Annotated in this window: 24 protein-coding genes; 9 read left to right on the forward strand and 15 right to left on the reverse strand. The window is 60.1% G+C overall.

The genetic code is table 11. The features are described 5' to 3' along the window. Positions 1-247: 247 nt before the first annotated feature. Entirely contained in the window at positions 248-1,756 is a 1,509-nt protein-coding gene (locus KGB21_RS28370; protein WP_223507445.1) for a sigma-54-dependent transcriptional regulator, read from the reverse strand. 69 nt (positions 1,757-1,825) lie between these two features. Then, positions 1,826-2,740, reverse strand: coding sequence for a LysR family transcriptional regulator (locus tag KGB21_RS28375; protein WP_223507446.1), 915 nt, complete (start codon positions 2,738-2,740; stop codon positions 1,826-1,828). A gap of 151 nt (positions 2,741-2,891) precedes the next feature. On the opposite strand from KGB21_RS28375, the gene speB reads away from it, so the two are divergent. The 5 genes from speB to KGB21_RS28400 all read left to right on the forward strand — a co-directional run bounded on the left by speB (position 2,892) and on the right by KGB21_RS28400 (position 9,654). After that, on the forward strand, positions 2,892-3,893 hold the full coding sequence (gene speB, locus KGB21_RS28380) for an agmatinase (RefSeq protein ID WP_223507447.1): 1,002 nt from the start codon (positions 2,892-2,894) through the stop codon (positions 3,891-3,893). A 67-nt stretch (positions 3,894-3,960) separates the two neighbouring features. Continuing rightward, on the forward strand, positions 3,961-5,469 hold the full coding sequence (locus KGB21_RS28385) for an aldehyde dehydrogenase family protein (RefSeq protein ID WP_223507448.1): 1,509 nt from the start codon (positions 3,961-3,963) through the stop codon (positions 5,467-5,469). A gap of 300 nt (positions 5,470-5,769) precedes the next feature. After that, positions 5,770-7,338 carry a purine-cytosine permease family protein gene (locus tag KGB21_RS28390; RefSeq protein ID WP_223507449.1) on the forward strand — a complete coding sequence of 523 codons (1,569 nt, stop codon included), beginning with the start codon at positions 5,770-5,772 and terminating at the stop codon, positions 7,336-7,338. Between the two features lie 3 nt (positions 7,339-7,341). Beyond that, complete coding sequence (betA, locus tag KGB21_RS28395; RefSeq protein WP_223507450.1) at positions 7,342-9,030, forward strand: choline dehydrogenase; 1,689 nt, start codon at positions 7,342-7,344, stop codon at positions 9,028-9,030. 156 nt (positions 9,031-9,186) lie between these two features. Continuing rightward, entirely contained in the window at positions 9,187-9,654 is a 468-nt protein-coding gene (locus KGB21_RS28400) for a GNAT family N-acetyltransferase (protein WP_223507451.1), read from the forward strand. Positions 9,655-9,733: 79 nt separating this feature from the next. Here KGB21_RS28400 and KGB21_RS28405 read toward each other — a convergent pair whose 3' ends face one another. From KGB21_RS28405 to KGB21_RS28420, 4 genes are all read right to left on the reverse strand, one after another. Beyond that, positions 9,734-9,925 carry a hypothetical protein gene (locus KGB21_RS28405; protein ID WP_223507452.1) on the reverse strand — a complete coding sequence of 64 codons (192 nt, stop codon included), beginning with the start codon at positions 9,923-9,925 and terminating at the stop codon, positions 9,734-9,736. After that, the gene (locus KGB21_RS28410; protein WP_223507453.1) at positions 9,922-10,731 is read right to left on the reverse strand and encodes a DUF2092 domain-containing protein; all 810 of its coding nucleotides are present in this window, start codon (positions 10,729-10,731) and stop codon (positions 9,922-9,924) included. The genes KGB21_RS28405 and KGB21_RS28410 overlap by 4 nt, the downstream gene beginning before the upstream one ends. A 274-nt stretch (positions 10,732-11,005) precedes the next feature. Next, on the reverse strand, positions 11,006-11,323 hold the full coding sequence (locus tag KGB21_RS28415) for an NIPSNAP family protein (protein WP_034146958.1): 318 nt from the start codon (positions 11,321-11,323) through the stop codon (positions 11,006-11,008). Positions 11,324-11,343: 20 nt separating this feature from the next. Then, positions 11,344-12,240, reverse strand: a complete 897-nt coding sequence (locus KGB21_RS28420; RefSeq protein WP_223507454.1) for an AraC family transcriptional regulator — start codon at positions 12,238-12,240, stop codon at positions 11,344-11,346. 153 nt (positions 12,241-12,393) lie between these two features. Between KGB21_RS28420 and KGB21_RS28425 the strand changes: the two genes are divergently transcribed. After that, the gene (locus KGB21_RS28425; RefSeq protein WP_223507455.1) at positions 12,394-13,134 is read left to right on the forward strand and encodes a cysteine hydrolase family protein; all 741 of its coding nucleotides are present in this window, start codon (positions 12,394-12,396) and stop codon (positions 13,132-13,134) included. Positions 13,135-13,279: 145 nt separating this feature from the next. Continuing rightward, positions 13,280-13,615: a hypothetical protein gene (locus KGB21_RS28430; protein WP_034146962.1), complete on the forward strand. Its 336-nt coding sequence runs from the start codon at positions 13,280-13,282 to the stop codon at positions 13,613-13,615. Between the two features lie 76 nt (positions 13,616-13,691). Here KGB21_RS28430 and KGB21_RS28435 read toward each other — a convergent pair whose 3' ends face one another. Both KGB21_RS28435 and KGB21_RS28440 read right to left on the reverse strand, forming a co-directional pair. Beyond that, positions 13,692-14,237: a phage infection protein gene (locus KGB21_RS28435; RefSeq protein ID WP_223507456.1), complete on the reverse strand. Its 546-nt coding sequence runs from the start codon at positions 14,235-14,237 to the stop codon at positions 13,692-13,694. A 183-nt stretch (positions 14,238-14,420) separates the two neighbouring features. Then, complete coding sequence (locus tag KGB21_RS28440) at positions 14,421-14,831, reverse strand: cupin domain-containing protein (protein WP_223507457.1); 411 nt, start codon at positions 14,829-14,831, stop codon at positions 14,421-14,423. 368 nt (positions 14,832-15,199) lie between these two features. Here KGB21_RS28440 and KGB21_RS28445 point away from each other — a divergent pair, with 368 nt between their 5' ends. Beyond that, a complete protein-coding gene (locus tag KGB21_RS28445) occupies positions 15,200-15,589 on the forward strand; it encodes a c-type cytochrome (RefSeq protein ID WP_223507458.1) in 390 nt (129 codons plus the stop codon). Positions 15,590-15,646: 57 nt separating this feature from the next. Here the strand turns inward: KGB21_RS28445 and KGB21_RS28450 are convergent, their stop codons facing one another. From KGB21_RS28450 to KGB21_RS29420, 7 genes are all read right to left on the reverse strand, one after another. Continuing rightward, positions 15,647-16,531 carry a ChaN family lipoprotein gene (locus KGB21_RS28450; protein WP_223507459.1) on the reverse strand — a complete coding sequence of 295 codons (885 nt, stop codon included), beginning with the start codon at positions 16,529-16,531 and terminating at the stop codon, positions 15,647-15,649. Positions 16,532-16,580: 49 nt separating this feature from the next. After that, positions 16,581-17,348: a heme ABC transporter ATP-binding protein gene (locus tag KGB21_RS28455; protein WP_223507460.1), complete on the reverse strand. Its 768-nt coding sequence runs from the start codon at positions 17,346-17,348 to the stop codon at positions 16,581-16,583. Further along, on the reverse strand, positions 17,348-18,331 hold the full coding sequence (locus KGB21_RS28460; RefSeq protein ID WP_223507465.1) for a FecCD family ABC transporter permease: 984 nt from the start codon (positions 18,329-18,331) through the stop codon (positions 17,348-17,350). The genes KGB21_RS28455 and KGB21_RS28460 overlap by 1 nt, the downstream gene beginning before the upstream one ends. Before the next feature lie 326 nt (positions 18,332-18,657). Further along, positions 18,658-20,100, reverse strand: coding sequence for a catalase (locus KGB21_RS28465; protein WP_223507461.1), 1,443 nt, complete (start codon positions 20,098-20,100; stop codon positions 18,658-18,660). 184 nt (positions 20,101-20,284) lie between these two features. Further along, positions 20,285-20,665: a response regulator transcription factor gene (locus KGB21_RS28470; RefSeq protein WP_223507462.1), complete on the reverse strand. Its 381-nt coding sequence runs from the start codon at positions 20,663-20,665 to the stop codon at positions 20,285-20,287. A gap of 190 nt (positions 20,666-20,855) precedes the next feature. Then, positions 20,856-21,386 carry a hypothetical protein gene (locus KGB21_RS28475; RefSeq protein ID WP_223507463.1) on the reverse strand — a complete coding sequence of 177 codons (531 nt, stop codon included), beginning with the start codon at positions 21,384-21,386 and terminating at the stop codon, positions 20,856-20,858. Positions 21,387-21,574: 188 nt separating this feature from the next. After that, positions 21,575-21,709, reverse strand: coding sequence for a hypothetical protein (locus tag KGB21_RS29420; protein WP_263386365.1), 135 nt, complete (start codon positions 21,707-21,709; stop codon positions 21,575-21,577). Between KGB21_RS29420 and KGB21_RS28480 the strand changes: the two genes are divergently transcribed. After that, positions 21,708-23,141, forward strand: a complete 1,434-nt coding sequence (locus tag KGB21_RS28480) for a mechanosensitive ion channel family protein (RefSeq protein ID WP_223507464.1) — start codon at positions 21,708-21,710, stop codon at positions 23,139-23,141. The two genes, KGB21_RS29420 and KGB21_RS28480, sit on opposite strands and share 2 nt — an antisense overlap. Positions 23,142-23,723: the final 582 nt, after the last annotated feature.

Genomic DNA, 23,723 nt, shown 5'->3' on the forward strand with positions numbered 1-23,723 from the left:
CGATGAATTCCTTATCGGCGCTTCGGGTAGAAAGGGCGGGACGAGAAGTCTCCCACGGTCCGTACTGGCTAGAGTCGGAATCGAGCTTTTAGTCCCGCCCACCCCTTCAAGTCTAAACATACAAGCGAGCTTGCTCGCGATAGCGGTATGACAGTCACATTGATATTGACTGACACTCCCTCATCGCGAGCAAGCTCGCTCCCACAAGGGAATGCGTTGTCGATGACAATGTGTTCCGATAGATGACTCAGGGCTTGGCGGGTATGCCGTATTTGCGCAACCGAATGGCGATAGCGCTGTGGGATGTTTGCAATCGGGCCGCGAGCAAGCGGCTGGACGGATAGCTGCGATACAGCTTCTCCAGCAGGTTCTTTTCAAACCCTTCGACTGCATCCTCCAGGCTACCCACCTCACCATCGTTCTGCCGCTCTACAGCGGTTCTGGCAATGTCGAGATCGTCCAGGTCCACCAACGGATTTTCGCAAATCGCCGCCGCGCGAAAGATCACGTTTTGCAATTGCCGCACGTTGCCCGGCCAGCGGTTACCGAGCAGGGCGGGGAAGGTGCTGGGTGCCAGGCGGCAGACCGGGCGCTGGATCTGCGCGCAGGCTTGCTGCATGAAGTGCTGGGCCATCAACAGGATGTCGTGACCGCGTTCGCGCAACGGCGGCACTTGCAGGTTGAGCACGTTGAGGCGGTAGAACAGGTCTTCGCGAAAGTGACCTTCGCTGACCATTTTTTCCAGGTCGCGGTGGGTCGCGCTGAGGATCCGTACGTTGACCTTCACCTCACGGTCACCCCCCACGCGACGGAAGCAACCATCGCTCAAAAAGCGCAGCAACTTCGCCTGCAAGTACGGCGACATTTCCCCCACTTCATCGAGAAACACCGTGCCCTGATCGGCCAGTTCCAGCAGGCCGAGCTTGCCGCCCCGTTGCGCGCCGGTGAACGCACCGGGGGCGTAGCCGAACAGTTCGCTCTCGGCCAGGCTTTCCGGCAGCGCCGCGCAGTTCAAGGCCAGGAACGGCTTTTCATGGCGCCCGCTGATCGCATGACAAGCGCGGGCCACCAGTTCCTTGCCGGTGCCGGTTTCACCCTGGATCAGCAGCGGCGCATCGAGGGCCGCCACCCGCTGAGCCCGGGCCTTCAGCGCACGGATCGGCGGCGATTCGCCCAACAGCGCATCGAAGCCTTCGGCGTGATCGTGATGCAGTGCCGACAGGCGTTCGCCGATGCGGTTCGGTTGGTACAGGGTGAGCAGGGCGCCGGCGTCGGTGATCGGCATGGCGTCGATCAAAAAGGTGTGGCCGCCGAGGCTGACTTCGCGCATCGGCAAACGGAAGCCGTGGGCGATCAGTGTGGGTTGCAAATCGGCATCATCGAACAGCGCGGACAGCGATTCACCGGCCGGTTCGCGACCGCACAGGGCGATCAGCGCCGGGTTGGCCAGCAACACATGACCGCGATCATCCACCGCCAGCACCGGGTCGGAACTGGCCGCGAGCAAGGCATCCAGTTGCAGGCGTCGGCGTTGGCCCGGAAGGATGTCGACCATGGTCACCGCTTGCACGCCTTGCACGCCGAACAGGGCCTCGCGCAACTCTTCCAGCACGTCGGCGCCAAGGGTCGGCGCATCGATGTAAACGTTCGGCGGCACCATCTCCACGGCGTCCAGGTTGAAGCTGCGTCCGCCGAGCAGGGCCAGGACTTCCTGGGTGATGCCGACGCGGTCGATGAAGGTGACGTGAATGCGCATGACGAGCCTGCAAGATGGGCGAACTGAAATCAGTATGCCGGGCGAAATTTGAATTTGGCGAGCGTCACGTCACGCCTGCCCGGTTTTACGGGCACTGGCGGCCAGGTCTTCGAGGAATGCCTGGAGGATCGGCGGCGGCGCGACGCCGCGTCGGGTGATCACGTCGAACGGCGATTTCAGACGCAGGCTGGCCGGCGCCAATTGGTGCATCTCGCCACTCTTGACCCATTGCGCAGCGAAGTGCTCAGGCAGAAAACCCAGGTAGGCGCCGGAGATGATCAGGATCGCCGTGGCTTCGATGTTGTCCACGGTGGCCGCCGCTTTGCTCACGCCCAAGTGTTCGAGGTCGTATTGCTGCATGTAGCCACGCACCACGATCCGCCCCGCAGCGACTTCTTCGAGCAGTTCGTCGCCCTCGGCAAGGCTCCCGTACAACGGGTGCCGCCGCCCGCAATACAAGCCCAGGGCTTCCTGATACAGCGGTGATTGCAGCAGGCCCGGGACATGGATCGGAAAGTGCCCGATGGCCAGGTGCAAGCGGCCGTCGAGCACCCGTTCTTCCAGCTCGGCCGGGGTGCCGACGTAGACGTTGAGGTGTACATCGTGCCCGCGCGATACAAAGCGTTGGGTGGTGCGCGGGATCGGCGAATCCGGGTCGGTAATCGTCGTGTCGATGATCCCCAGATTGAGCTTGCCGCTGATGTGCTGCTTGAGCACGTCGGCATCCATGCAGAAGTTTTCCACCGCCGAGAGCAGGCGCTGGGTGGCTTCATGGATCGCCACGCCTTGCTCGGTCAGGCGAAAGCCGCTGCGCCCGCGTTGGCAGAGTTTGACCCCGAGCCGGGTTTCCAGGTGGGTCATCTGTTCGCTGATGGTCGACTGGCCGGCATTCAACGCCGCTTGCGCGGCCGAGAAGCCGCCGCAGCGGACGATCGTGGCAAATACCCGAAGTAGCTTCAGGTCGACATCGTGCAGTTGAATCACCTTGGATCTCCCGCGTGTGGATGCATCGGCAATGCCGATATGAGTATCTGATGTTTAGCATTTTTTCCACGAAAAGCTGCGCCCATAGTCTTTTCAACGGCGGTCGCCTTGCAGTCCGTCAAGCCGATAACAAGAAGTGGAGAGGCTAGAAATGTCGAACAACGGTTATGAATCCGGTCGTCTGAACCTGCCATTCGTGGGTCATTGCACCTTTGGCAAATCCCCGGTGTGCACCGATTGGGATGCCCTGGATGCCGACGTTGCGGTGCTCGGTGTGCCCAACGACATGGGCACCCAATGGCGCTCGGGCGCACGCTTCGGACCACGCGGGATTCGCGAGGCATCGACGCTGTTTTCCTTCGGCCATGCCGGCGCCTACGACCACGAAGACGACGTCATGTACCTCACCGCTTCGGACCTGCGCATGGTTGACGTCGGTGATGCCGACATCGTCCACACCGACATGGAAACCAGTAACAAGAACACCGAATACGCCGTGCGCAAGATCCTCGACGCCGGTGTGATGCCAGTGGTGCTCGGTGGCGATCACTCGGTGCATGCCCCGGTGATCAAGGCGTTCGAAGGCCGCGGCCCGATCCACATCATCCACTTCGATGCGCACCTGGATTTCGTCGACGAGCGCCACGGCGTGCGCTACGGCCACGGCAACCCGCTGCGCCGTGCCTCGGAAATGAACCACATTGTCGGCATGACCCAAATGGGCATCCGCAATGTCTCGTCGTCCAACCGCGACGACTATGAAGCGGCCCACGAAGCCGGCTCGAAAATCCTCTCGGTGCGCGACGTACGCCGCCTCGGCGTCGACGGTGTACTGGCGCTGATCCCGCAGAACATCAACTACTACATCACCATCGACATCGACGGTTTCGACCCGTCCATCGCCCCCGGTACCGGCACCCCGAGCCACGGCGGCTTCCTCTACTACGAAGTGCTGGAAATCATCCAGGCCCTGGCCAAGCGCAGCAAAGGCAACATTGTCGGCATGGACCTGGTGGAGGTTGCACCAGTGTACGACCCGACCGGCATGACCTCGATCCTCGCCGCGCAATTACTGCTCAACAGCATCGGTTTCATCTTCCACGAGCGCGGCAAGGTGCGGGCGGCCGCCGAGAGCGAAACGACGCTGGCTTAAGAGCTGAGCCTGAACATCGAAACCACAAAACCCGGCAGCACCTGACTGCCGGGCAGAGAGAATAAAAATGGACACGATCGTCAAAAGTTACCTGCAAAAATTCGGCGTCTCCGAAGCCACCCAGACCTTCCTCAGCAAGGCCCAGAAAATGTTCATCGGCGGTGCCTGGGTCGACGCCAGCGACGGCCAGACGTCCGATGTGATCGAGCCGTCCACCGAAGGCCTGATCACCCGCATTCCCATGGGCACCACCGATGACCTGGACCGCGCGGTGCAAGCCGCTCGTGCGCAGTTCGACGGTGGCGAATGGAGTCAGGCGAAACCGGCGCAACGCGAGCGCATGATGCAGCGCCTGGCGGACCTGATTGAACAAAATGCCGCCGAGCTGGCGGAAATTGAATCGATCGACATGGGCAAGTCGGTGGCCTTCGCCAAGGACGTCGATATCCAGGGCACCGTCGATACCCTGCGTTACTTTGCCGGTTGGGCGACCAAGCTCCACGGCCGTACCGTCGAGCCGTCGCTGCCGGGCAATTACCTGGCCTATACCCGCAAGGAAGCGGTGGGCGTGGTCGGCGCCATCGTGCCGTGGAACTTCCCGTTGCAGACCATGGCCTGGAAACTCGGCGCAGCGTTGGCCACCGGCTGCACTGTGGTGGTGAAACCCGCTGAACTGACTTCGCTGTCGGCCCTGCGTTTTGCCGAATTGGTGCAGGAAGCGGGCATCCCTGACGGCGTGATCAACATCGTCACCGGGCGCGGCAGTGTGGTCGGCGCAGCCATGGCTGCGCACCCCGGCATCGACAAACTGACCTTCACCGGATCGACGCCCGTGGGCGTCACCGTCGGCCGCGCAGCGCTGGACGAAATGAAGCGACTAACCCTCGAACTCGGAGGAAAATCACCGGTAATCGTGTTCGCCGATGCGGACATTGCGGCCGCTGCGCAAGCGGTGGCCAACGGCGTGTTCTTCAACTCGGGCCAGGTGTGCGACGCCGGTACGCGGGCTTACATTCATCGCAGTGTCTACGACGAATTCCTGCGCGAACTCATCGCCTACACCCGGACCTTGAAGATCGCGCCCGGCCTGGATCCGGATTGCTTCATCGGCCCGCTGGTCTCGGCCCTGCAAAAGCAGAGCGTGACCGAGTACATCGAGACCGGTAAGCAGGAAGGCGCCGAGCTGGTGTATGGCGGCCAACCGGTCGATGGCCCTGGCTTCTTCGTCGAGCCGACCATCTTCGCCCATTGCCGCAACGACATGCGCATCGTCCAGGAAGAGATCTTCGGCCCGGTGCTGGTCACCGCGCCGTTCGATGATGAGGAAGAGGCGCTGGCCCTGGCTAATGACTCGGTCTACGGCCTGGCGGCGGCACTCTATTCCAATGACCTTGGAAAGGTGCACAGCCTGATCCCACGGTTGAAGGCGGGCTCGGTCTACGTCAACGCCCACGGCACCCTCGATCCGTCGATGCCGTTTGGTGGCTACAAACAGTCCGGGTTCGGCAAGGATTTGGGCGCGGAGCAGCTTGATTACCTGCTCGAGACCAAAGCGGTGTGGATCACGCTGCCCTGACAGCCGACCACGGCCCCTGTAGGAGCTGCCGCAGGCTGCGATCTTTTGATCTTGCTTGTAAAAAACAAAAGATCGCAGCCTGCGGCAGTTCCTACAGGGACAGCATTCGGCATGAAGAATCAGCAACGGCAAGGAGGCAAAAGGGACACCTGTGGCGAGGGAGCTTGCTCCCGCTGGGTCGCGAAGCGGCCCCCAAAAAAGCGGGACCGCTACGCGCTCCAGCGGGAGCAAGCTCCCTCGCCACAGGACCCGAAAGAATGCGGTTTTTTCGTCATGATCTTCCAACAATAAGAGTCCATCATGAACACTAACGCCAAGTCCGCTCCGAGCGTGTCGGTCCTCGATGACAGTAGCGTCGTGGAAAGCCATTCGATCGATTTCATCCCCGAGAGCGAGCGCACCGACAAACTGTCGAGCCAGGGCCCGTTCTGGTTTCTCGGCAACTTCACCTTCTTCACCATGACCATCGGCTTCGTCGGCCCAAGCGTCGGCCTGACCGCGCTCTGGACCACCCTGGCCGGCACGCTGGGCATCATGTTCGGCACGCTGTTCATGGCGTTTCATGGTTCCCAGGGCCCGCATCTGGGCTTGCCACAAATGATCCAGTCCCGTGCGCAGTTCGGCTATCGCGGGGTGATCCTGGTGCTGTTGGCGACACTGTTTGTGTTCGCCGGTTTCAACATCGTCAACCTGGTGTTGATGATGCAGGGCCTGCATACGCTATTCGGGTTCCACCCCTGGGCAATCGCAGTAGCGGTGACGATACCGGCCGCCGTGCTGGCGATCCTCGGCCATGACTGGATGCACCGCAGCTTCAAATGGGCGTTGTACCTGTCGTTGCCGCTGTACGGCCTGGTGACGCTGGCGGTGCTCATGGGCTGGGTGCCCGACGCCGTGTTGCCGGCGCTCGCCGAGGGCGAAGTGGCCCCGGCACCGCTGGGTTTCAACTGGACCGGTTTCATCGCCCAGTTCGCGGCGGCAGCCAGTTACAACATCGCCTACGCGCCTTATGTCTCCGACTACTCGCGTTACCTGCCGAAAAACACCTCAAGCGGCAAACTGATTGCGGTGGTTTTCCTCGGCGCCTCGTTGTCCGGCGCGTGGATGATTTCCGTGGGCGGCTGGCTGGCCGATCACCTGCATTCCACTGACGTGCTGGTGGCCCTCGGGCAAGTCGGCAATACCGTTTCGCCGCTGATGGGCACGGCGGTGGTAGTGGTCACCATCCTGGCGTTCCTGCCGGTAATCGCGATGAACATCTACAGCGCCAAGCTGACCACGCTGACCTGCGTCGACTCGATCAAGCACATCGAACCCACCCGCAAGGCGCGTATCCTCGCCATCGCCTTCGTGATCCTGCTGCAACTGGGCGTGGCCCTGAGCATCCAGAGTTCCGGCAAAGGCCTGTCGGTGCTCGGCATCTACCTGGTGGTGATGCTGTACTTCCTGGTGCCCTGGACCTCGGTCAACCTCACCGACTATTTCTTCGTGCGCAAGGGCCGCTACGCCATCCCGCATTTCTTCATGCCCCACGGCAACATCTACGGCAGCTGGGGCCTGCGTGGCATCGCCGCGTATGCCATCGGCTTCATCTCGATGATCCCGTTCTTCTACATCTTCGATGGCGTCGAGCAGCGCGAAGTGTATGTCGGCCCGCTGGCCAAGGCGCTCGGCAGCATCGACATCGCCTGGCTGGTCGGCCTGATCGTCTCGGGCGTGGCGTACTACTGGCTGAGTCGCTCGATCGACCTCAAGGCCGAAGAAGTCGTCATCCAGCACATCGAAAAAACCTGTCCGCAGTACACCACCGGTGACTCATTGACCAAACCCTCGATGCCCGTTTTCAGCGAATCGGCGGTCCGGAGATAAATCATGGCAACGCAAAAATACGACTACATCATCATCGGCGCAGGCTCGGCAGGTTGTGTGTTGGCCAACCGCCTGAGCGAAAACCCGGCCAACTCGGTGTTGGTCCTGGAATTCGGTGGCAGCGACAAGAGCGTGGTGATCCAGATGCCAAGCGCGTTCTCGATTCCGATGAACACCAAGAAGTACAACTGGCGCTACGAAACCGAACCGGAACTGTTCCTCAACAACCGGCGCATTCACTGCCCGCGCGGCAAGGTGCTCGGTGGCTCGTCGTCGATCAACGGCCTCGTCTATATCCGTGGCCACGCCTATGACTTCGACGAGTGGGAATCCCTCGGCGCCCAGGGTTGGGGATACAAGCATTGCCTGCCGTACTTCAAGCGCGCTGAAAGCTACGAGTCCGGCGGTGACAGCTATCGCGGGCAAACCGGGCCGCTGCACACCACCAACGGCAACCACATGAAAAATCCGTTGTACGGTGCCTGGGTTGAGGCGGGCGCAGAAGCCGGTTACATCAAGACCGACGACTGCAACGGCTTCATGCAGGAAGGTTTTGGCGCCATGCACATGACCGTGAAAAACGGTGTGCGCTGTTCTACCGCCAACGCCTACTTGCGCCCGGCCATGGGCCGTCCGAACCTGACCGTGATCACCCACGCGATGACTCGCCAGGTGATCCTCGAAGGCAAGCGCGCCGTGGGCATCATCTATGACCACGGTGGCCAGACCCACGAGGTCTATTGCAACAAGGAAGTGCTGATTTCGTCCGGGCCGATCGGTTCGCCGCACCTGCTGCAACGCTCCGGCATCGGTCCGGCCGAGGTCCTGCGCAAGGCCGGGATCGGCGTGCGGCATGACCTGCCGGGAGTCGGGGAGAACCTGCAGGATCACGCCGAGGTGTACATCCAGTTCGGCTGCAAGGAACCGGTGACCCTCAACAGCAAAATGGACCCGCTGAGCAAACTGATGATCGGTTTGCGCTGGCTGCTGTTCAAGGATGGTCTGGGTGCCACCAACCACTTCGAGGCCGGTGGTTTTATCCGCTCCGACAAGGGCCTGCGCTGGCCTGATATTCAGTTCCACTTCCTGCCCGCCGCCATGCGCTATGACGGAAACAAGCCGATCAAGGGCCACGGTTTCATGGTGCTCACCGGGCCGAACAAACCGAAGAGCCGCGGCTACGTGCGCGTGCGCTCGGCCGACCCTTACGAGCATCCGGAAATCCGCTTCAACTACCTGCAACGGGAAGAGGACCGCGAAGGCTTCCGCCGCTGCATCCGCCTGACCCGCGAGATCATCGGCCAGAAAGCCATGGACCGTTTCCGTGACGGCGAAATCGCCCCCGGGGCGCATGTGACCAGTGATGAAGACCTCGATGGGTTCGTGCGCGAAAACCTCGAGAGTACCTATCACCCTTGCGGTTCGTGCCGCATGGGCGAGGACGACATGGCGGTGGTGGATTCCGAATTGCGCGTGCGCGGCATCGCCGGGCTGCGGGTGATTGACTCTTCGGTGTTCCCGACCGAGCCGAACGGCAACCTCAACGCACCGACCATCATGCTCGCCGAACGGGCATCGGACCTGGTGCTCGGGCGCAATATGCTGCCGGCAGCGGATGTGCCGGTGGGGTTGGTCGAAGATTGGGAAAACAGCCAGCGCTCGACGTTGCCGGGGCGTAACGTGCGGGTGTGATAAAAGCAAAAGATCGCAGCCTGCGGCAGCTCCTACAGGGGAATGCATTCCAAGTGTTCCTTTGTAGGAGCTGCCGCAGGCTGCGATCTTTTGATCTTTTGATCTTCCGATCTTGGGCTAGGCTGTAAATCCTTGAGACCGCAATGGAGCACCTTCATGGCTATCCAGGCCCTGCGTGCCGACGCTTCACACATCGACAAAATCGCCCCGTTATTCGACGCCTACCGAGGCTTCTACGGCCAGCCGTCGAACCTGCCGCAATCCCGCGATTTCATCGCCGAACGCATCGCCCGTGACGAATCAGTGATCTTCTACGTCGAGGACACTGACGGCGAAGCGCTGGGTTTCGTGCAGATGTTCCCGACCTTTTCCTCCATCGACGCACACCGTACCTGGCTGCTCGGCGACCTGTTCACCACGCCCGCCGCCCGGGGCAAAGGGGTTGGCACGCTGCTGATGAACACCGCCCGTGACTTTGCCCGGTTGATGGGCGCCAAAGGCATGACTCTGGAAACCGCCACCGACAACCACAGTGCGCAGCGTTTGTATGAGTCGTTAGGTTATGTGCGTGATCCGGGTTACTACACCTACTGCCTGGATTTGAAACAAGGCGAGTGGGCCTGAAGTTGACGTTATTCGCCGCGCGGGCACGGTCCTACAGGGGGGATTCGTGTCTTTTTAGGTGCACGCCAGGTTTTAGCTTTTAGTCCCGACGCGAACTGCGCCTCGCCACGCCGGCGACACTGACGGGCGAGAGAGGACGCCCGACTTCCGCCTCGGCGTGAGGAACAAAACCCTGCACGCCGGGGATCGACAAGGTTTCTCCCAGTTCCAGCGCGCACATCAACACGAATCCAACCAGCAGCGCGCCGCAGGATTTCATCAAGAGGTTCATTGGCTATCTCCTCGCACAAAGTTGCTGGGCAAGTCCTCGGCGTTGGGCAGGTCTTTCAGATCGATTTTCCCGGCATTGGTCGAGTTGGTGAAGGTGAAATCAGAAGAAGCTGCGGCATCGCCACTTTTAAAGTCGCTGAGTTGAATGCTGTACTGCGGACTGCCCGCGATGGTTTTTGAAGTAATGACATAACGGCAAGGGTAGGGGCGGTCGCCCTGGGCGATCCATATTTGCCAATCAACATCCTTCTTCCTGAACGCCAGATGATCGCATTCGGTGCCGCCGATAACGCCACTTCCCAGATCCTTGATGTCGTTCACGTCTGCCATCAAACCATCCTGGGGGTTGGACATGAACAGGTCGGCGCCGGGCAGTGGCCTGTTGTATTTGTCCTTTAACTCATCGAGCAGATGGTCAACCGTGCCCGGGACTTCGACCTGCGTGTAAATGTTTTTGCCTTTTCCCAACAACGTAAGGGTCTTGCCATCAAACACCATCTCGATGTCGGCAAAGCCACTGGCGCGCGAACTGCGCAGCTTGTCAGGCCGGTTGATGGTGACAGTGCCGGAACCGGCCAAGGCCAATCGTTGCTGATCTTTAGTGACGACTTCAAGGATGGTGTCGTAGTTGAACGATATGTTTTTTTGCGCTGACATATAGTCGGACATGGTCTTGATCAAACTTTTGGCATAGGCCTCATCGGCGTGTGCCGCAGTCGCTGTGCCAAGTCCGATGATCAAAGCAATGCCCGCTCCAGTGACGCGGGTTAAAGCGCTTTCGAGCAACTTTGGGGCGATCTTTTCCATGGCAGGTCACCGCTACAAGAATGCCGGATTGGCAATGCGGACCTATAACGCTAGTCCCATCAACAGCAGTTCGCCTTGTATTGGCTGACCATTCATCTGAGGTTTTAGTCCGTTATATCTCCCATTTCCGAATAATAAAAATGCCACCCGATCAGTTAAACCAGACAGTGAACCTGTGGCGAGGGAGCTTGCTCCCGCTGGGTCGCGAAGCGGCCCCCAACAAATGGGCCTGCTGCGCAGTCCAGCGGGAGCAAGCTCCCTCGCCACGGGTTGCTTATTGTTTCGGATTACCGAACACCGGCCGGAAGAAGCTGCGCTCATAGCTGAGGATGCAGCGGGTTTCTTCTGCGTATTTGAAGGCGGCGATGCACTCCGGGTCGTTCATCGACTGTTGGCGATACGTTTCGTAAGCCGCCAGGCTGGGGAAAGTGAACATGGCCAAGGCAATGTTATTGGCGCCTTCGGACGGCAAAAAGTAGCCGTGATGCTGGCCGCCGAACTTCTCCACCAGTGGAATCCACAACTTGCCGTAGTGTTCGAACGCTTCGAGCTTGTACGGGTCCAGCACATATTTCAGGTAGCAGGTAACCATTGGTTTTCTCACAGGCAGGGTTAGAAGTTTTCAGTCGTTGAATCGTCCGGCGGGTCGCGCAGAACCCGCGCGGTTATCTGCGGTACATCCTCACCGCTGGCATCGCGCTTGAGCCATTCGGCCGGTGGCCAGCCCACTACGTTGAGGAAGGTTCGCGAGAACGAGGCTTGCGAGCTGTAGCCCACCGTCGCGGCGATCACTTTGATCTGCACGCCGTCGCGCAATAAATCCTGGGCCAGTTTCATCCGCCATGCGGTGACGTAGCCCATGGGTGAAATGTCCATGATCCGGGTGAAGCAGGCGGAGAATTTTGACCGTGACATGTTCGCCAGGCTGGCCATTTTCACGACGGTCCAGAGCGCCTCGGGCGCCTGGTGAATGCGATTGAACACCGCGCCGAGGCGACCATCCTGAAGGGCGTAAAGCAAGCCGCTGGAAATCTTGCCCTCCATGACCGAGCGCCGCACCAGCAGCACAAACAGGTATTCGAGCAGCAGGTTCAGTGCCTTGGTCCGGCCCGGCGCGGGGTTCTGGAATTCGTTGATCAGCGTGCCGAGCAAGGGCGTGAGGTTGTTGAGTTCCCTGAATGGAAACACGAGCGTTTCCTTGAGCCCGAGCGGGAAGGGCTGCAATGAATTGCGCCCGAACTGGAAGGAAGCGCAGATCAATTCGGTGCCCTCGGTCGAACTGGAACGCAACTGGTAGCGGCAACTGGTGGGACAGAACAGCACGCTTGGTTCGCTGATCGAAATCTTCGGCAGTCCCGGTTGCACCATGTCGATGCCGCCGCGACTGATCACGTGGATAAACGCCATGCCCGGTGGCTTGTCGAGCAATAGTGTGCCGTCCACCGGGCCGGAAAAAAATAGCCGGCCTTGCAGGTGGGTGCGCTCGAAGAATTCGGAAAGAATGTCCATGTTGGAGACGCCCGGGTAAAGACTCTGTACGTCCTGGCAAAAGTGGAGCAGGGCGCGACCGTAGGATGAAGTTCTCGCCGATCTTAAGCAACGCCCCTGTCGGGCGCCATGGCGCAGAGCGACTTTTCTCATCCACGTCCGGAGTTCCCCGCTATGAGCAACGACTCGATCCGCACCGCCACCCCGTACGCCGACCCGGCAGAGCCCGCGCTGCCGGACCCGGGCATGAAGCTTGACCTGTCACGCACGGCGCTGGTGGTGATCGACCCGCAGATCGACTTCCTCAGCCCCGAAGGTGTGAGCTGGAGCGTCTTCGGCAAAAGCGTTGTCGAGCACGACGTGGTCAATCACCTCGGACAGTTGTTCGCCGCCGCCAAAGAGGCCGGCATCACCGTCGCCGTTTCCCCGCATTATTACTATCCGTGCGACCACCAATGGCATTTCGGCGGGCCGCTGGAAAAGGTCATGCACAGCATCTGCATGTTCGACCGCAAGGGCCCGCTGACCCTCGACGGTTTCGAAAACTCCGGTGCCGATTTCATGCCCGAGTTCAAACCGTACATTCTCGACGGCAAAACCATCATCGCTTCGCCGCACAAGGTGTATGGCCCGGAAACCAATGACCTGGCCCTGCAACTGCGCAAGCACGGTGTGTCGCAAGTCATCCTGGCGGGCATGGCGGCGAACCTCTGCGTCGAGTCGCACCTGCGTGAACTGCTGGAGCAAGGTTTTGAAGTGGCTGTGGTGCGTGACGCCACCGCCGGCCCGACGACTCCGGAAGGCGATGGTTACCTGGCCGCGTTGATCAACTACCGCTACATCGCCAACGCCCTGTGGACCACCGCGCAGACGCTGGATTATCTCAAGGCCCGCGCCACCGCCAGGCCACTGTAGGAGCTGTCGAGTGAAACGAGGCTGCGATCTTTTGATCTTGAAACCCTTGACGCTAATACTGGGTGATATCCACTTGCCATCATCTCCGATAGAATGCGCGCCGCCCGAGAGATGGATCCCGGGCGTTTTCTCATGGAGTTGTACTGTGAAATACCTCAGTAAAGTTGTTGCAACCACCGTGTTGGGTCTCGTATTGGCCGGTTGCAGCGGCGCGCCGATGAACACCCAGCATTACGACAGCAACCAGTACACCGTGCTGGGTCACAGCGAAGCCAGCGCCACCGGCCTGATGCTGTTCGGTGTGATCCCGATTCGGCAGAACAGCCGTTTTGTACGTGCACAGGACGCGGCGATCAAAGCCAAGGGCGGCGATGCCATGATCAATACCCAAGTGCAGGAACGCTGGTTCTGGGCGTGGGTCCTCAACGGCTACACCACCAAGGTGTCCGGTGATGTGATCAAGCTGAAAAACGTGCAGTAAAAGCCACAAGCAAAAAATCCGGAGCTCTCGAAAGGCTCCGGATTTTTTTGCGCGCTGGCGGAGTATCAATGCCCGGTCAGCGGCATTCCAGGCAGAAGTGGGGCATGACGTCGGAGCTGGCATCGTAGCCATTGCTGCCGTCGGCGTAATGGTTCTGCCGCAACCGGTCAGAGCCACCCTCCGCCACGCGTGTGCCGCGCATCGCGTTGTAGTTGGACCCCGCGACCTGATTCTGCTGGAGACGGTCCGGACCGTCCGCAGCGAGTCGGCGTTCCTCCAGACGATCGGCGCCACCTTCGGCGAGTCGGCGTTCCTTCAGACGATCGGCACCTCCTTCAGCGAGTCGGCGTTCCTTCAGGCGATCGGCACCACCTTCGGCGAGTCGGCGTTCCTTCAGGCGATCAGCGCCTCCTTCGGCGACCTGGTTCTCTTTTAGACGGTCCGCACCATCGGCTGCCAGTTGCCTTTCCTTGATGCGGTCAGCGCCGCCTTCTGCGAGGTTATGCGCGGCTGTACTGGCGCTATTGGTTCCGGCACCGGTCTCGGCGGCATGGGTGAACGGCGCGATAAAACCGATGGTGGAGCAGAGGGCAATTCCTAGTGCGAATGCACGGGTGTTCATCATGTTCACCTATGGGGCAGGGACTATTCGAGCAACAATCTGGCGGAATGAATGCAGCGCCTTTCAGCGCTGGCACTCGATGTCGCCATCTTAGTTGCCCCAATAATCCCGTCACTCATGCATAGGTTGCCTGCGGGAATATCTTGGTATGAACAGCCCATACACGGGTATGGACTGCGACGGTCAATCGACCGGAATCACCGCCGGTTTTTTCTGGTCCTTCAGCAGGAATACGAGAAATTTGGCGGGTTTGTCCTGGCTGGCGTTGCGCCCCACGGTGTGAATGTCCTCGGGGCCTTCGTGGAAACTTTGCCCGGCTGTCAGTGTGACTTCCTTGCCGCCCTTGACGCCCATCACGATCGTGCCTTCGAGCACATAGATGAAGCCGTGGGCGTCATGTCGATGAACCGGATCTGCGCCACCGGGCGGGTATTCAACGGTAATCATCAGCACTTCCTTGCCGGGATAATCGGCCAGCGCCTGTTGCATCACTGGCGCGACGACAGGCGCGGGCGGCGTGGCGGTCTGACCCTGGGCGGTCATGGTCAGGGTGAACAACAGGGGCAGCAGGGCGAGGGGGAAACGGGTTCGCATGGGACTCTCCTGAGTGTGGAAGAGGGCGGGTACGACCCGGTAATGCGATCAGTCAAATGACCGAATGACGGAACAGTAACCCGTGGCGAGGGAGCTTGCTCCCGCTGGGGCGCGAAGCGGCCCCAAAAAATGGGTCGGCTGCGCCGCCCAACGGGAGCAAGCTCCCTCGCCACAGGCTCATGCTTGACTGATTGGCATTCGGGTAGTTCTCCACGGTCGTACTGCCCCCTATCGATGTAAAGGGAAGGATAGGCGTTGACGACGAATGGCTTCAGAGATCGATGTCTGAAAGGCTTCGGTATAGCCGCCAGACATGATGAAATAGCCGCCACTTTTTGCCGTACGCAACACCCGATCTGGAGCTGTAGATGAACAAAACCGCGGTAATGACTTTCGCCGTTCTGCTCTGTGCAGGATTGTTCGGCGCGCCAGCGAACGCCGCCGGAGATGCCGAGTCGGGTGGGAAACTGTTCAAACGGATGTGTGGCGGCTGCCATCAGATCGGCGAGTCGGCGCGGGCGTTTTTTGGTCCGCAACTCAACGGGGTTGTTGGGCGCGTAGCGGGGAGCACCACGGATTATCAATATTCGGACGCCATGAAGTCTTCGGGCATCGTCTGGACGCGGGAAAAACTGGCGGCGTACATCGAAGATCCGAAAGCCGTGGTGTCCGGCACCAGGATGATTTTCTGGGGGATCAGCGATCAGGAAAAAATCGATGATTTGTTGGCGTATCTGGAGACCTTTCAGGCGCAGTGATGGTTTGGATGCCAGATCAAAAGATCGCAGCCTTCGGCAGCTCCTACAGGGGACTTTTTAACGACGCAATTGCGCGCAGTGATCCTCTTCAGGTTGCGCCGCCGTGTACCACACGTAATCGGCGCTTTCGACGGTCACGGTCTTGCCCGCTTCGGCCAGTATCAGCACCGCGTTGCCCTGGCCCGCGCCAAGATCCTGCAAGTGCAGCGGTACTCCCAAATCCTTGCGCACATGGAATGCACCGGCCAACAACAACGCTGGTGTGGGCGCGGCCATCAGGCGCTCGGCCATGCGCCGATCGCGTTGTTGCTGGACGGCCAACATCGCCGGCATCTGTGACTCGGGCAACAAGCCGCAATGGGACTGGCGAATGTCCTCCAGCAATGTGGTTTGTACCTGCTGGGCGGTGGACGCTTCGCCGTTCAACGTCGGGCGCTGTTTATAAATCTGCATGATCTGCGAGCGATCCAGATTGGCCGACAGCAGCGGGTAGGGCTGTCGCAGCGCGTAGTTAATCAACGCCCCGTAAACGCCCCAATCCCAATTGGCTTGCCAGGCCAGTGCCTGATAAGAATCGGCCGGCGGCTGACCAGCGCGGGTGGCCGCTTGAGCCGCATCGACTTTCGCCTGTTGATCGGGGTTGAGCATTTCCATCAACAGACTGCCCTGCGGACGTTGCTTGGCCAGTTCGCGCAGCAGCCACAGCTGCAAGGCGTGGTGATCGGGGTTGTCGTGTTGTTCACCGACCAAAACCCGAGAGGCAACGGCCAGGCGTTCGACCAGCGCTTGCGGCGTGAGGGTTCGACCGGTGGCGAGCTCGCGGATCACGCCGAAATCAGTGTGATCCCGTCCTTCCTGCGCGATGGGCTCCGGCGGCGGCGAAACCTCATGGGATTGGCAGGCAGCCAACAGGCTGAACAGACATAGCAGCAGAATGCGCATCGGTTCTCCTCAAACGATTGCCGCCCTCTCTCGCAAAAGGGGGCGGGTTTCAGCGCGCGATAATCAACGGATGGCCGCGTTCCGGGTGACGGTGGATCAGCACTTGCAGTCCATAAACCGCTTCCAGTGCTTCGACGGTGAGGACTTCGTCCGGCGTGCCGTAAGCGTGAGGGCGACCGTCCTGCAACAGCAGCAAGTGGTCGCAATAACGTGCGGCCAGGTTGAGGTCATGCAGGATTACCAATACCGCCGCGCCACGAGTGGCGAAGTCGCGCACTGCTTGCAGGATAGTGTGCTGGTGCAGCGGGTCGAGCATGGATGTCGGTTCGTCGAGCAACAAGGTCTGCCCCTCGGCCCCCGGCCACAATTGCGCGAGTACCCGCGCCAGGTGCACACGCTGGCGTTCGCCACCGGACAGGGCCAGATAGCTGCGCCCGGCCAGGTGCAGGGCGTCGGCGGCACCCAGCGCTTCGGCGACGATTTCGGCATCACGCACGCGGCCACTGGCATAAGGCAAGCGGCCCATGCCCACCACTTCGTTGACCGAGAACGCAAAGTTCAGGCTCGAACTCTGGGGCAATACCGCCAGGCGTTTGGCTCGCTCCTGACCGGGCCAGTCAGCGAGCTTGCGCCCGTCCAGGCTGACCGTGCCTTCGCTGGCCGGCAACTCATCGCACAAGGCGGCGAGCAGGGTGCTTTTGCCGGCGCCGTTGGGGCCCAGCACGCCGAGGACTTGCCCCGCATGCAATTCGATATCGATGTCCGTCAGCACGGTGCGACTGCCGCGCCGCACCAGCAAGTTGTTTGCCCGCAACATCAGGAACGCCCCCGCACCAGCAGATAAAGGAAGAAGGGTGCACCGATGAGTGCGGTGACAATGCCGATCGGCAATTCGGCCGGCGCCAGCATCAGTCGCGCGACCAGATCGGCAAGCAACAACAGGCTGGAACCGGCGAGCAATGACGCCGGCAGCAATACGCGATGATCCGGCCCGACCAGCAGCCGCATCAAGTGTGGAACCACCAGGCCGATAAACCCGATCAGGCCCGCTGCCGCGACCGCAGCACCGACGCCCAGCGCCGTGCACAACACCAGCTCCAGTTTGATCCGCTCGACATCGAAACCCAGGTGACGCGCTTCCGATTCACCCAGCAGCATCGCATTGAGCGCTGCCGCGCGACGGGGCAACCACAACGCCACGCCGACCGCGACCATCAGCAACGGCCACAGGCGCGGATAGCTGGCACCGTTGAGGCTGCCCAGGTTCCAAAAGGTCAGGGTGCGCAGGGTGGCATCGTCAGCCAGGTAGGTGAACAATCCGACCCCGGCACCGGCCATGGCCGTCATCGCTACGCCCGCCAACAACATGGTGGCGACGTTGGTCTGGCCATTGCTGCGGCCGAAGCGATACACCACCGCGGTGACGATCAAGCCACCGACGAAGGCGCAGACCGACAGCAGATACGGTTCAATGGCCGGCGGCAATCCGCCAAGCATGCTGCCGCCGACGATGGCGAGGGCCGCACCCAGTGCCGCACCACCCGACACCCCGACCAGCCCCGGATCCGCCAGCGGATTGCGAAACAACCCTTGCATGGCCACGCCGGACAACGCCAGCACCGAACCGACCGCGATGCCGAGCAAACTGCGCGGCAGGCGGATCTGCCCGAGAATCAGCTCCGCTTGTTGGGTGTCGCCGCCGTCCACCGGCAGCCCGAACAGCCGCAGCCCGGCCAGCAAGGTATCGCCCAGCGGCAGGCTGACCGGCCCAAGGGCCAGGGACATCCAGAACACCAACACCAGCAACAGACCCAGGAATATCAGCATCGGCCGCGGCCGAACGATGGCCGTCATCGCTCGATCTCAGCGGCTAGTATTGATTTCATACGCATCAGGAGACTTCCTTGGTCGATCAGGTAGCGGCTGATGATGCCATCGACGCTCGGCTTGTGCACACGCGTCTAACCGACGCGGGTTGCTGACCTGCCTGCACTGAATATTTTTCTGAGCGATTCGCCGGACCTTGTGGGAGCGGGCTTGCCCGCGATAGCGGTGTATCAGTCGCCATTGACGTTACCTGACACTCCGCAATCGCGAGCAAGCCCGCTCCCACAGGTTTTTGTGTGTTAACCGTTAATGGCGGCCAACGCCCTGGAAACCCCAGCGCCGTAGAACGGATCGGCCTTGGTGCAATGTGCGATATGGCGCTGTTGAACCGCTTGGGAAACGCCACTGAGTGAGCGCGCGGTGTTTTCAAACAGGGCTTGTTTCTGCGCTTGCGACATCAAGCGGAACAGATTGCCTGGTTGTTCGAAGTGGTCCTCATCCACGCGATGATCCCAATGCCCGGCCGCCCCGGAAATCTTCAGCGGCGGTTCACGGAAATCAGGCTGGTCGGCCCATTCACCTTGGCTGTTGGGCGCATACGCCAACTGACCGCCGTAGTTGCCATCGACGCGCATGGCACCGTCACGGTGGAAACTGTGCACCGGGCAACGGGCGGCGTTGACCGGGATCTGGTGATGATTGACCCCCAGGCGATAACGCGCGGCATCACCGTAGGCGAACAGGCGCGCCTGCAACATCCGGTCTGGCGAAAAGCCGATACCGGGCACCACGTTGGACGGTGAAAACGCCGCTTGTTCGACTTCAGCGAAGACGTTTTCCGGGTTGCGGTTCAACTCGAAGTAACCCACTTCGATCAGCGGATACTCCTCGTGCGGCCAAACCTTCGTCAGGTCGAACGGGTTGACGGCGTGATCCCGGGCCTGGTCTTCAGACATGACCTGGATGTAGAAGGTCCAGCGCGGAAAGTCGCGCACTTCGATGCTCTCGAACAGATCCCGATGATGACTTTCCCGGTCCCGGCCAATCAGGTTTTGTGCCTGGGCATCGCTGAGGTTCTGAATGCCTTGTTGGGACTTGAAGGTGAACTTGACCCAGTGGCGTTCGTTGTTGGCGTTGATCAGGCTGAAGGTGTGGCTGCCAAAACCGTGCATGTGCCGATAGCTGCGCGGAATGCCGCGCTCGCTCATGACGATGGTCACCTGATGCAAGGCTTCGGGCAACGATGTCCAGAAATCCCAGTTGCTTTGCGCGTTGCGCATGCCGGTGCGCGGATCGCGTTTCACCGCGTGGTTGAGGTCCGGGAAGCGCAACGGATCGCGGAAAAAGAACACGGGCGTGTTGTTGCCGACCAGGTCCCAGTTGCCTTGCTCGGTATAGAACTTCAAGGCGAAACCACGAATGTCCCGTTCGGCATCGGCCGCACCGCGTTCCCCGGCGACGGTGGAAAAACGCGTGAAAACCGGCGTCTGCTTGCCCACTTCGGAAAACAGCCGAGCCTTGGTGTAGCGCGTGATGTCATGGGTCACGGTGAACGTGCCGTAGGCGCCGGAGCCCTTGGCGTGCATGCGCCGCTCGGGAATCACTTCGCGGTCGAAGTGGGCAAGCTTTTCCAGTAGCCAGACGTCTTGCAATAGAGCAGGGCCGCGTGGGCCCGCGGTCTGGATGTTGAAGTTATCGACGACGGGCGCACCGTTGATTGAAGTCAGTTTGTTTTTTGGCATGGCATGGCTCTTTAAGTTGATATTTAAAGTTGAGTGGCAGTGGTTAAGTTTTAAATCAAATAAAGAAAATGGTATTTAATTCAACGGCCCGGCGCATCGCTGCGAACGGTCACTTCATGCACGTTTAAGTCTGAATTCGATATACCTGTGTATTAATTAACTATTGTCTGAAAATTCAGAAATATTAGTTGGTGCGGCGTTTTTTCAGAGCGTTCTCAATGCATGCCAGCAGCGCATCGGTATGGAAGGGTTTGGAAAAGTAGCCTTCCGGATTACGCACGTTGCCGCTGAAAACAGGCGGCAAACCGGGCTTGCCGGTGATGAACAGGGTGGGGATATGCGTGTTTCTTTGCGCCAGTGCTTCGTACATTTGCACGCCCCCCATGCCGGGCATCTGGATGTCCGAAATCAGGCAGTCGGTTTGCTCAGGCCCGTTGGACTCGAGAAACGCATAGGCACTGTTGTAGGTTTTTACCGTGTAACCGTAAGAGCGCAACAAACTGTCCAGAGCGACAAGGATAAGTTCGTCATCATCAACAACTGAAATAATAGGTGAGTTGGACATGTAAAAACCTTGCGTTGTTGCGAGTGGCGCTATGGCGCCCGCCATAGTTGCAAGATACGCGCTCAAAAAAAGCCGAATAGTATACTTGGGTATGTTTGCCGGCTATTTTGCGGTAGTTGCGAAGACTTATCAGAATCACTGACTGTTCATTGTTTGCCTGACCCTCGTCGCAACGCTTGAAACAGACACTTCACCATGGCTGCCCATGGCTCAGGTTGTTCTCGATCAGCGAGATGAAATGTGCGTTGCGTCGGGTGCATTCTTCGAAGAACCGTTTGCTGGCGTTGTCCTTGTTGGCGATGGCGCATTCGCAGTAGTCGCGGAGCAGGGCGTCGGCGGCCCGGAGTCGGTTTGTCCTCTCATCAATGCCCAGCACGCAGTCGGCAAAACAACTCGGTTCATGAGTGTCATTCAAGCTGTAAAGGGCAGCGATTTCGGTGTAGCCGCCGAGGTCGGCAATGCCCGTAGCGAGGAAATCAGCATAGTCGGCATTGGCGCGCGCCAGTCGGCGAAACAGCTGTTGTACCGGCAGGAAGCTGACGTTGCGCAACGTCTGTTGGCCGCGTTTGATCTGAGCGAGGAGGGCCAGCGCGGTGCTCAGGATGTCCGTCAGTACGTCGATGATTTCCACGCGCTCGGCGGTCGACAGCGACGTGTGCGCGCCATAGCGGCTGATCCGCAGCGGATGACTGGCGATGTACAACTTTTGCAGTGCGTTCATGACAACCGTCCCCCAGCAAAGCGCATCGGTGCGATGAGTTGATTCATTCGATGCAGCCAGAATAAATCGGCGCGCGCTGGATAACACTCGTACCTCAAGACGCTGGCCTAGCACATGGGGCTAGGCCGGTCATACCCGGGTATGAGTGATTAGCACTGAGGTAGGAGTGTCTCGTTTGAGGGGGCCACTTAAAGTGCGTGGTCAATTGAATTGATGTCGTCCAACGGCCTTCGCGGCTTTTCTCCCACGAACGCTAATCTGTCTGTTACAGCGATCGCACGCAGGTTGCGGCCTGGAAAAAAAGCGGTGGAGAAATCAATCATGTTCTCGTTCCTGCAGGCTCATCCGTTGATCTGTGGAGTCATCCTGATCCTGATCGATCTGGCGTCCTGGCAGTTGATCGATGGCTCCCGGCAAAACTTGCGCATTTGCGTGCGCATCGGGATTTTCCTGGCCTTCAGTTGGGTCGTGACCGCCGCCGGCATCAGCCCGCTGCAACCGCCGCTGTGGCCAGAGGACGCCATCCTCAACCTGATGGGCACGGTGCTGGGTATCGGCTGGTGGTTGTTTGCGGCCAGGACCGTGACCATCATCCTCGGCTATGGCCTGATGTCCCGCGCCGGGCATAGCGCGCGCTTGCTTAACGACCTGATGGGCGCGGTGATTTTCCTGATCGCCATTGTCGGCGCGGCGGCTTATGTCTTGCAGTTGCCAGTGAAAGGTTTGCTGGCGACCTCCGGGGCGATGGCGATCATTGTCGGCCTGGCCCTGCAAAGCACCTTGAGCGATGTGTTTTCCGGCATCGTGCTTAACACCACCAAGCCTTACCAACTCAACGACCGGATTGCCATCGACGGCACCCAGGGCACCGTGGTCGAGATCGATTGGCGCTCGACCCATTTGATGACCGACATGGGCGGCATCGCGGTGGTGCCCAACTCGGTGGCGGCGAAAGCGCGGATCATCAATTACAGTCGCCCCGGCGATGTGCATGGGGTCAGCGTGATCATCGCCGTGCCCAGCAGCGTGCGGCCGCGACGGGCCATCGATGCCCTGGAAAAAACCTTGCGCGGCACCCGAGCGTTGCTGACATCGCGCCGCGCCAAGGTATCGGTCAAAAGCTCTCACCTTGAGTACACCGAGTACGAACTGAAGGGCTTTATCGAGTCGGCCAAGAGCAAGAACGAGGTGAGCAACCTGATGTTCGACCTCGCCCATCGGCACCTTGAGGCCGCGGGTGTCAGTTGGGCCAGTGGCCAGGAAGAACAGCTGTGGAACCGCCAACGCCGACTGCTGGAGGACGTGCGGATTTTCCGCTCCTTGAGTAACGATGAGCGTGATCGCCTCGCCGACGAAATGACCCCGGTGGACTATCAGGCCGACCAGGTGATCCTTGCGTTTGGCGAGGTTGCCGATTGCCTGATGATCATCAGTACTGGCGTGGTGTCGGTGTCGATCCATGACGGTGAGAAGCTCATTGAAGCGGGGCGCATGGGCCCGGGTGAAGTCCTGGGTGAGGAGGGCATTCTGGCCGATAGCCCATCGCGCGGGGAGTTTCGCAGCATCACCAGCGGACGATTATTCCGCATCGAAAAAACCACATTCGGCAACCAGCTGGAGCACCTCGGCGAACTGAAAACCGCCCTGAGCCATTTGCAGGATCAGCGTCAGGAAATCCGCGAGACCGTGGTCATGCAAAAGCCTGTGGCGATCAAGAAGAGCGGGTTATTGCAGTGGCTGCTGCAACGCAAATGAAACACCCAACACCGCCCCCAGTGGCGAGGGAGCTTGCTCCCGCTGGGCTGCGAAGCGGCCCCAAAGTCAGCCATCAGGATGTAACTGGATAAACCGGTTCACCGGATTTGCGCCTGCTGCGCAGTCGAGCGGGAGCAAGCTCCCTCGCCACAATGGTGTTGTACATCCAGAAAAGAGGTTTCAGTTGCAGGTGCCGCCAGTCGCTGCAACCGAGATGAGACACCCAACACCGCCCCCAGTGGCGAGGGAGCTTGCTCCCGCTGGGCTGCGAAGCGGCCCCAAAGTCAGCCATCAGGATCTAACTGGATAAACCGGTTCGCCGGATTTGCGCCTGCTGCGCAGTCGAGCGGGAGCAAGCTCCCTCGCCACCATGGTGTGTACATCCAGAAGAGAGGTATCAGCTGCAGGTGCCCCCAGTCGCTGCAACCGAGATGAGATACCCAGCACTGACCCCCGTGGCGAGGGAGCTTGCTCCCGCTGGGCTGCGAAGCGGCCCCAAAGTCAGCCATCAGGATGTAACTGGATAAACCGGTTCGCCGGATTTGCGCCTGCTGCGCAGTCGAGCGGGAGCAAGCTCCCTCG

Origin of the sequence: Pseudomonas sp. GL-RE-29 (assembly GCF_019947275.1) — a bacterium.
Taxonomy (GTDB): domain Bacteria; phylum Pseudomonadota; class Gammaproteobacteria; order Pseudomonadales; family Pseudomonadaceae; genus Aquipseudomonas; species Aquipseudomonas fluorescens_A.

Excerpts from the sequence above, each read along its gene's own strand:
- KGB21_RS28435 (WP_223507456.1), bottom strand. The coding sequence starts at position 14,237 with ATGAACACCCGTGCATTCGCACTAGGAATTGCCCTCTGCTCCACCATC.
- KGB21_RS28425 (WP_223507455.1), top strand. The coding sequence starts at position 12,394 with ATGAGCAACGACTCGATCCGCACCGCCACCCCGTACGCCGACCCGGCA.
- KGB21_RS28420 (WP_223507454.1), bottom strand. The coding sequence starts at position 12,240 with ATGGACATTCTTTCCGAATTCTTCGAGCGCACCCACCTGCAAGGCCGG.
- speB (WP_223507447.1), top strand. The coding sequence starts at position 2,892 with ATGTCGAACAACGGTTATGAATCCGGTCGTCTGAACCTGCCATTCGTG.
- KGB21_RS28415 (WP_034146958.1), bottom strand. The coding sequence starts at position 11,323 with ATGGTTACCTGCTACCTGAAATATGTGCTGGACCCGTACAAGCTCGAA.
- KGB21_RS28465 (WP_223507461.1), bottom strand. The coding sequence starts at position 20,100 with ATGCCAAAAAACAAACTGACTTCAATCAACGGTGCGCCCGTCGTCGAT.
- KGB21_RS28400 (WP_223507451.1), top strand. The coding sequence starts at position 9,187 with ATGGCTATCCAGGCCCTGCGTGCCGACGCTTCACACATCGACAAAATC.
- KGB21_RS28410 (WP_223507453.1), bottom strand. The coding sequence starts at position 10,731 with ATGGAAAAGATCGCCCCAAAGTTGCTCGAAAGCGCTTTAACCCGCGTC.
- KGB21_RS28475 (WP_223507463.1), bottom strand. The coding sequence starts at position 21,386 with ATGAACGCACTGCAAAAGTTGTACATCGCCAGTCATCCGCTGCGGATC.
- KGB21_RS28445 (WP_223507458.1), top strand. The coding sequence starts at position 15,200 with ATGAACAAAACCGCGGTAATGACTTTCGCCGTTCTGCTCTGTGCAGGA.
- KGB21_RS28470 (WP_223507462.1), bottom strand. The coding sequence starts at position 20,665 with ATGTCCAACTCACCTATTATTTCAGTTGTTGATGATGACGAACTTATC.
- KGB21_RS28440 (WP_223507457.1), bottom strand. The coding sequence starts at position 14,831 with ATGCGAACCCGTTTCCCCCTCGCCCTGCTGCCCCTGTTGTTCACCCTG.
- KGB21_RS28390 (WP_223507449.1), top strand. The coding sequence starts at position 5,770 with ATGAACACTAACGCCAAGTCCGCTCCGAGCGTGTCGGTCCTCGATGAC.
- KGB21_RS29420 (WP_263386365.1), bottom strand. The coding sequence starts at position 21,709 with ATGATTGATTTCTCCACCGCTTTTTTTCCAGGCCGCAACCTGCGTGCG.
- KGB21_RS28385 (WP_223507448.1), top strand. The coding sequence starts at position 3,961 with ATGGACACGATCGTCAAAAGTTACCTGCAAAAATTCGGCGTCTCCGAA.
- KGB21_RS28405 (WP_223507452.1), bottom strand. The coding sequence starts at position 9,925 with ATGAACCTCTTGATGAAATCCTGCGGCGCGCTGCTGGTTGGATTCGTG.
- KGB21_RS28480 (WP_223507464.1), top strand. The coding sequence starts at position 21,708 with ATGTTCTCGTTCCTGCAGGCTCATCCGTTGATCTGTGGAGTCATCCTG.
- betA (WP_223507450.1), top strand. The coding sequence starts at position 7,342 with ATGGCAACGCAAAAATACGACTACATCATCATCGGCGCAGGCTCGGCA.
- KGB21_RS28455 (WP_223507460.1), bottom strand. The coding sequence starts at position 17,348 with ATGTTGCGGGCAAACAACTTGCTGGTGCGGCGCGGCAGTCGCACCGTG.
- KGB21_RS28370 (WP_223507445.1), bottom strand. The coding sequence starts at position 1,756 with ATGCGCATTCACGTCACCTTCATCGACCGCGTCGGCATCACCCAGGAA.
- KGB21_RS28450 (WP_223507459.1), bottom strand. The coding sequence starts at position 16,531 with ATGCGCATTCTGCTGCTATGTCTGTTCAGCCTGTTGGCTGCCTGCCAA.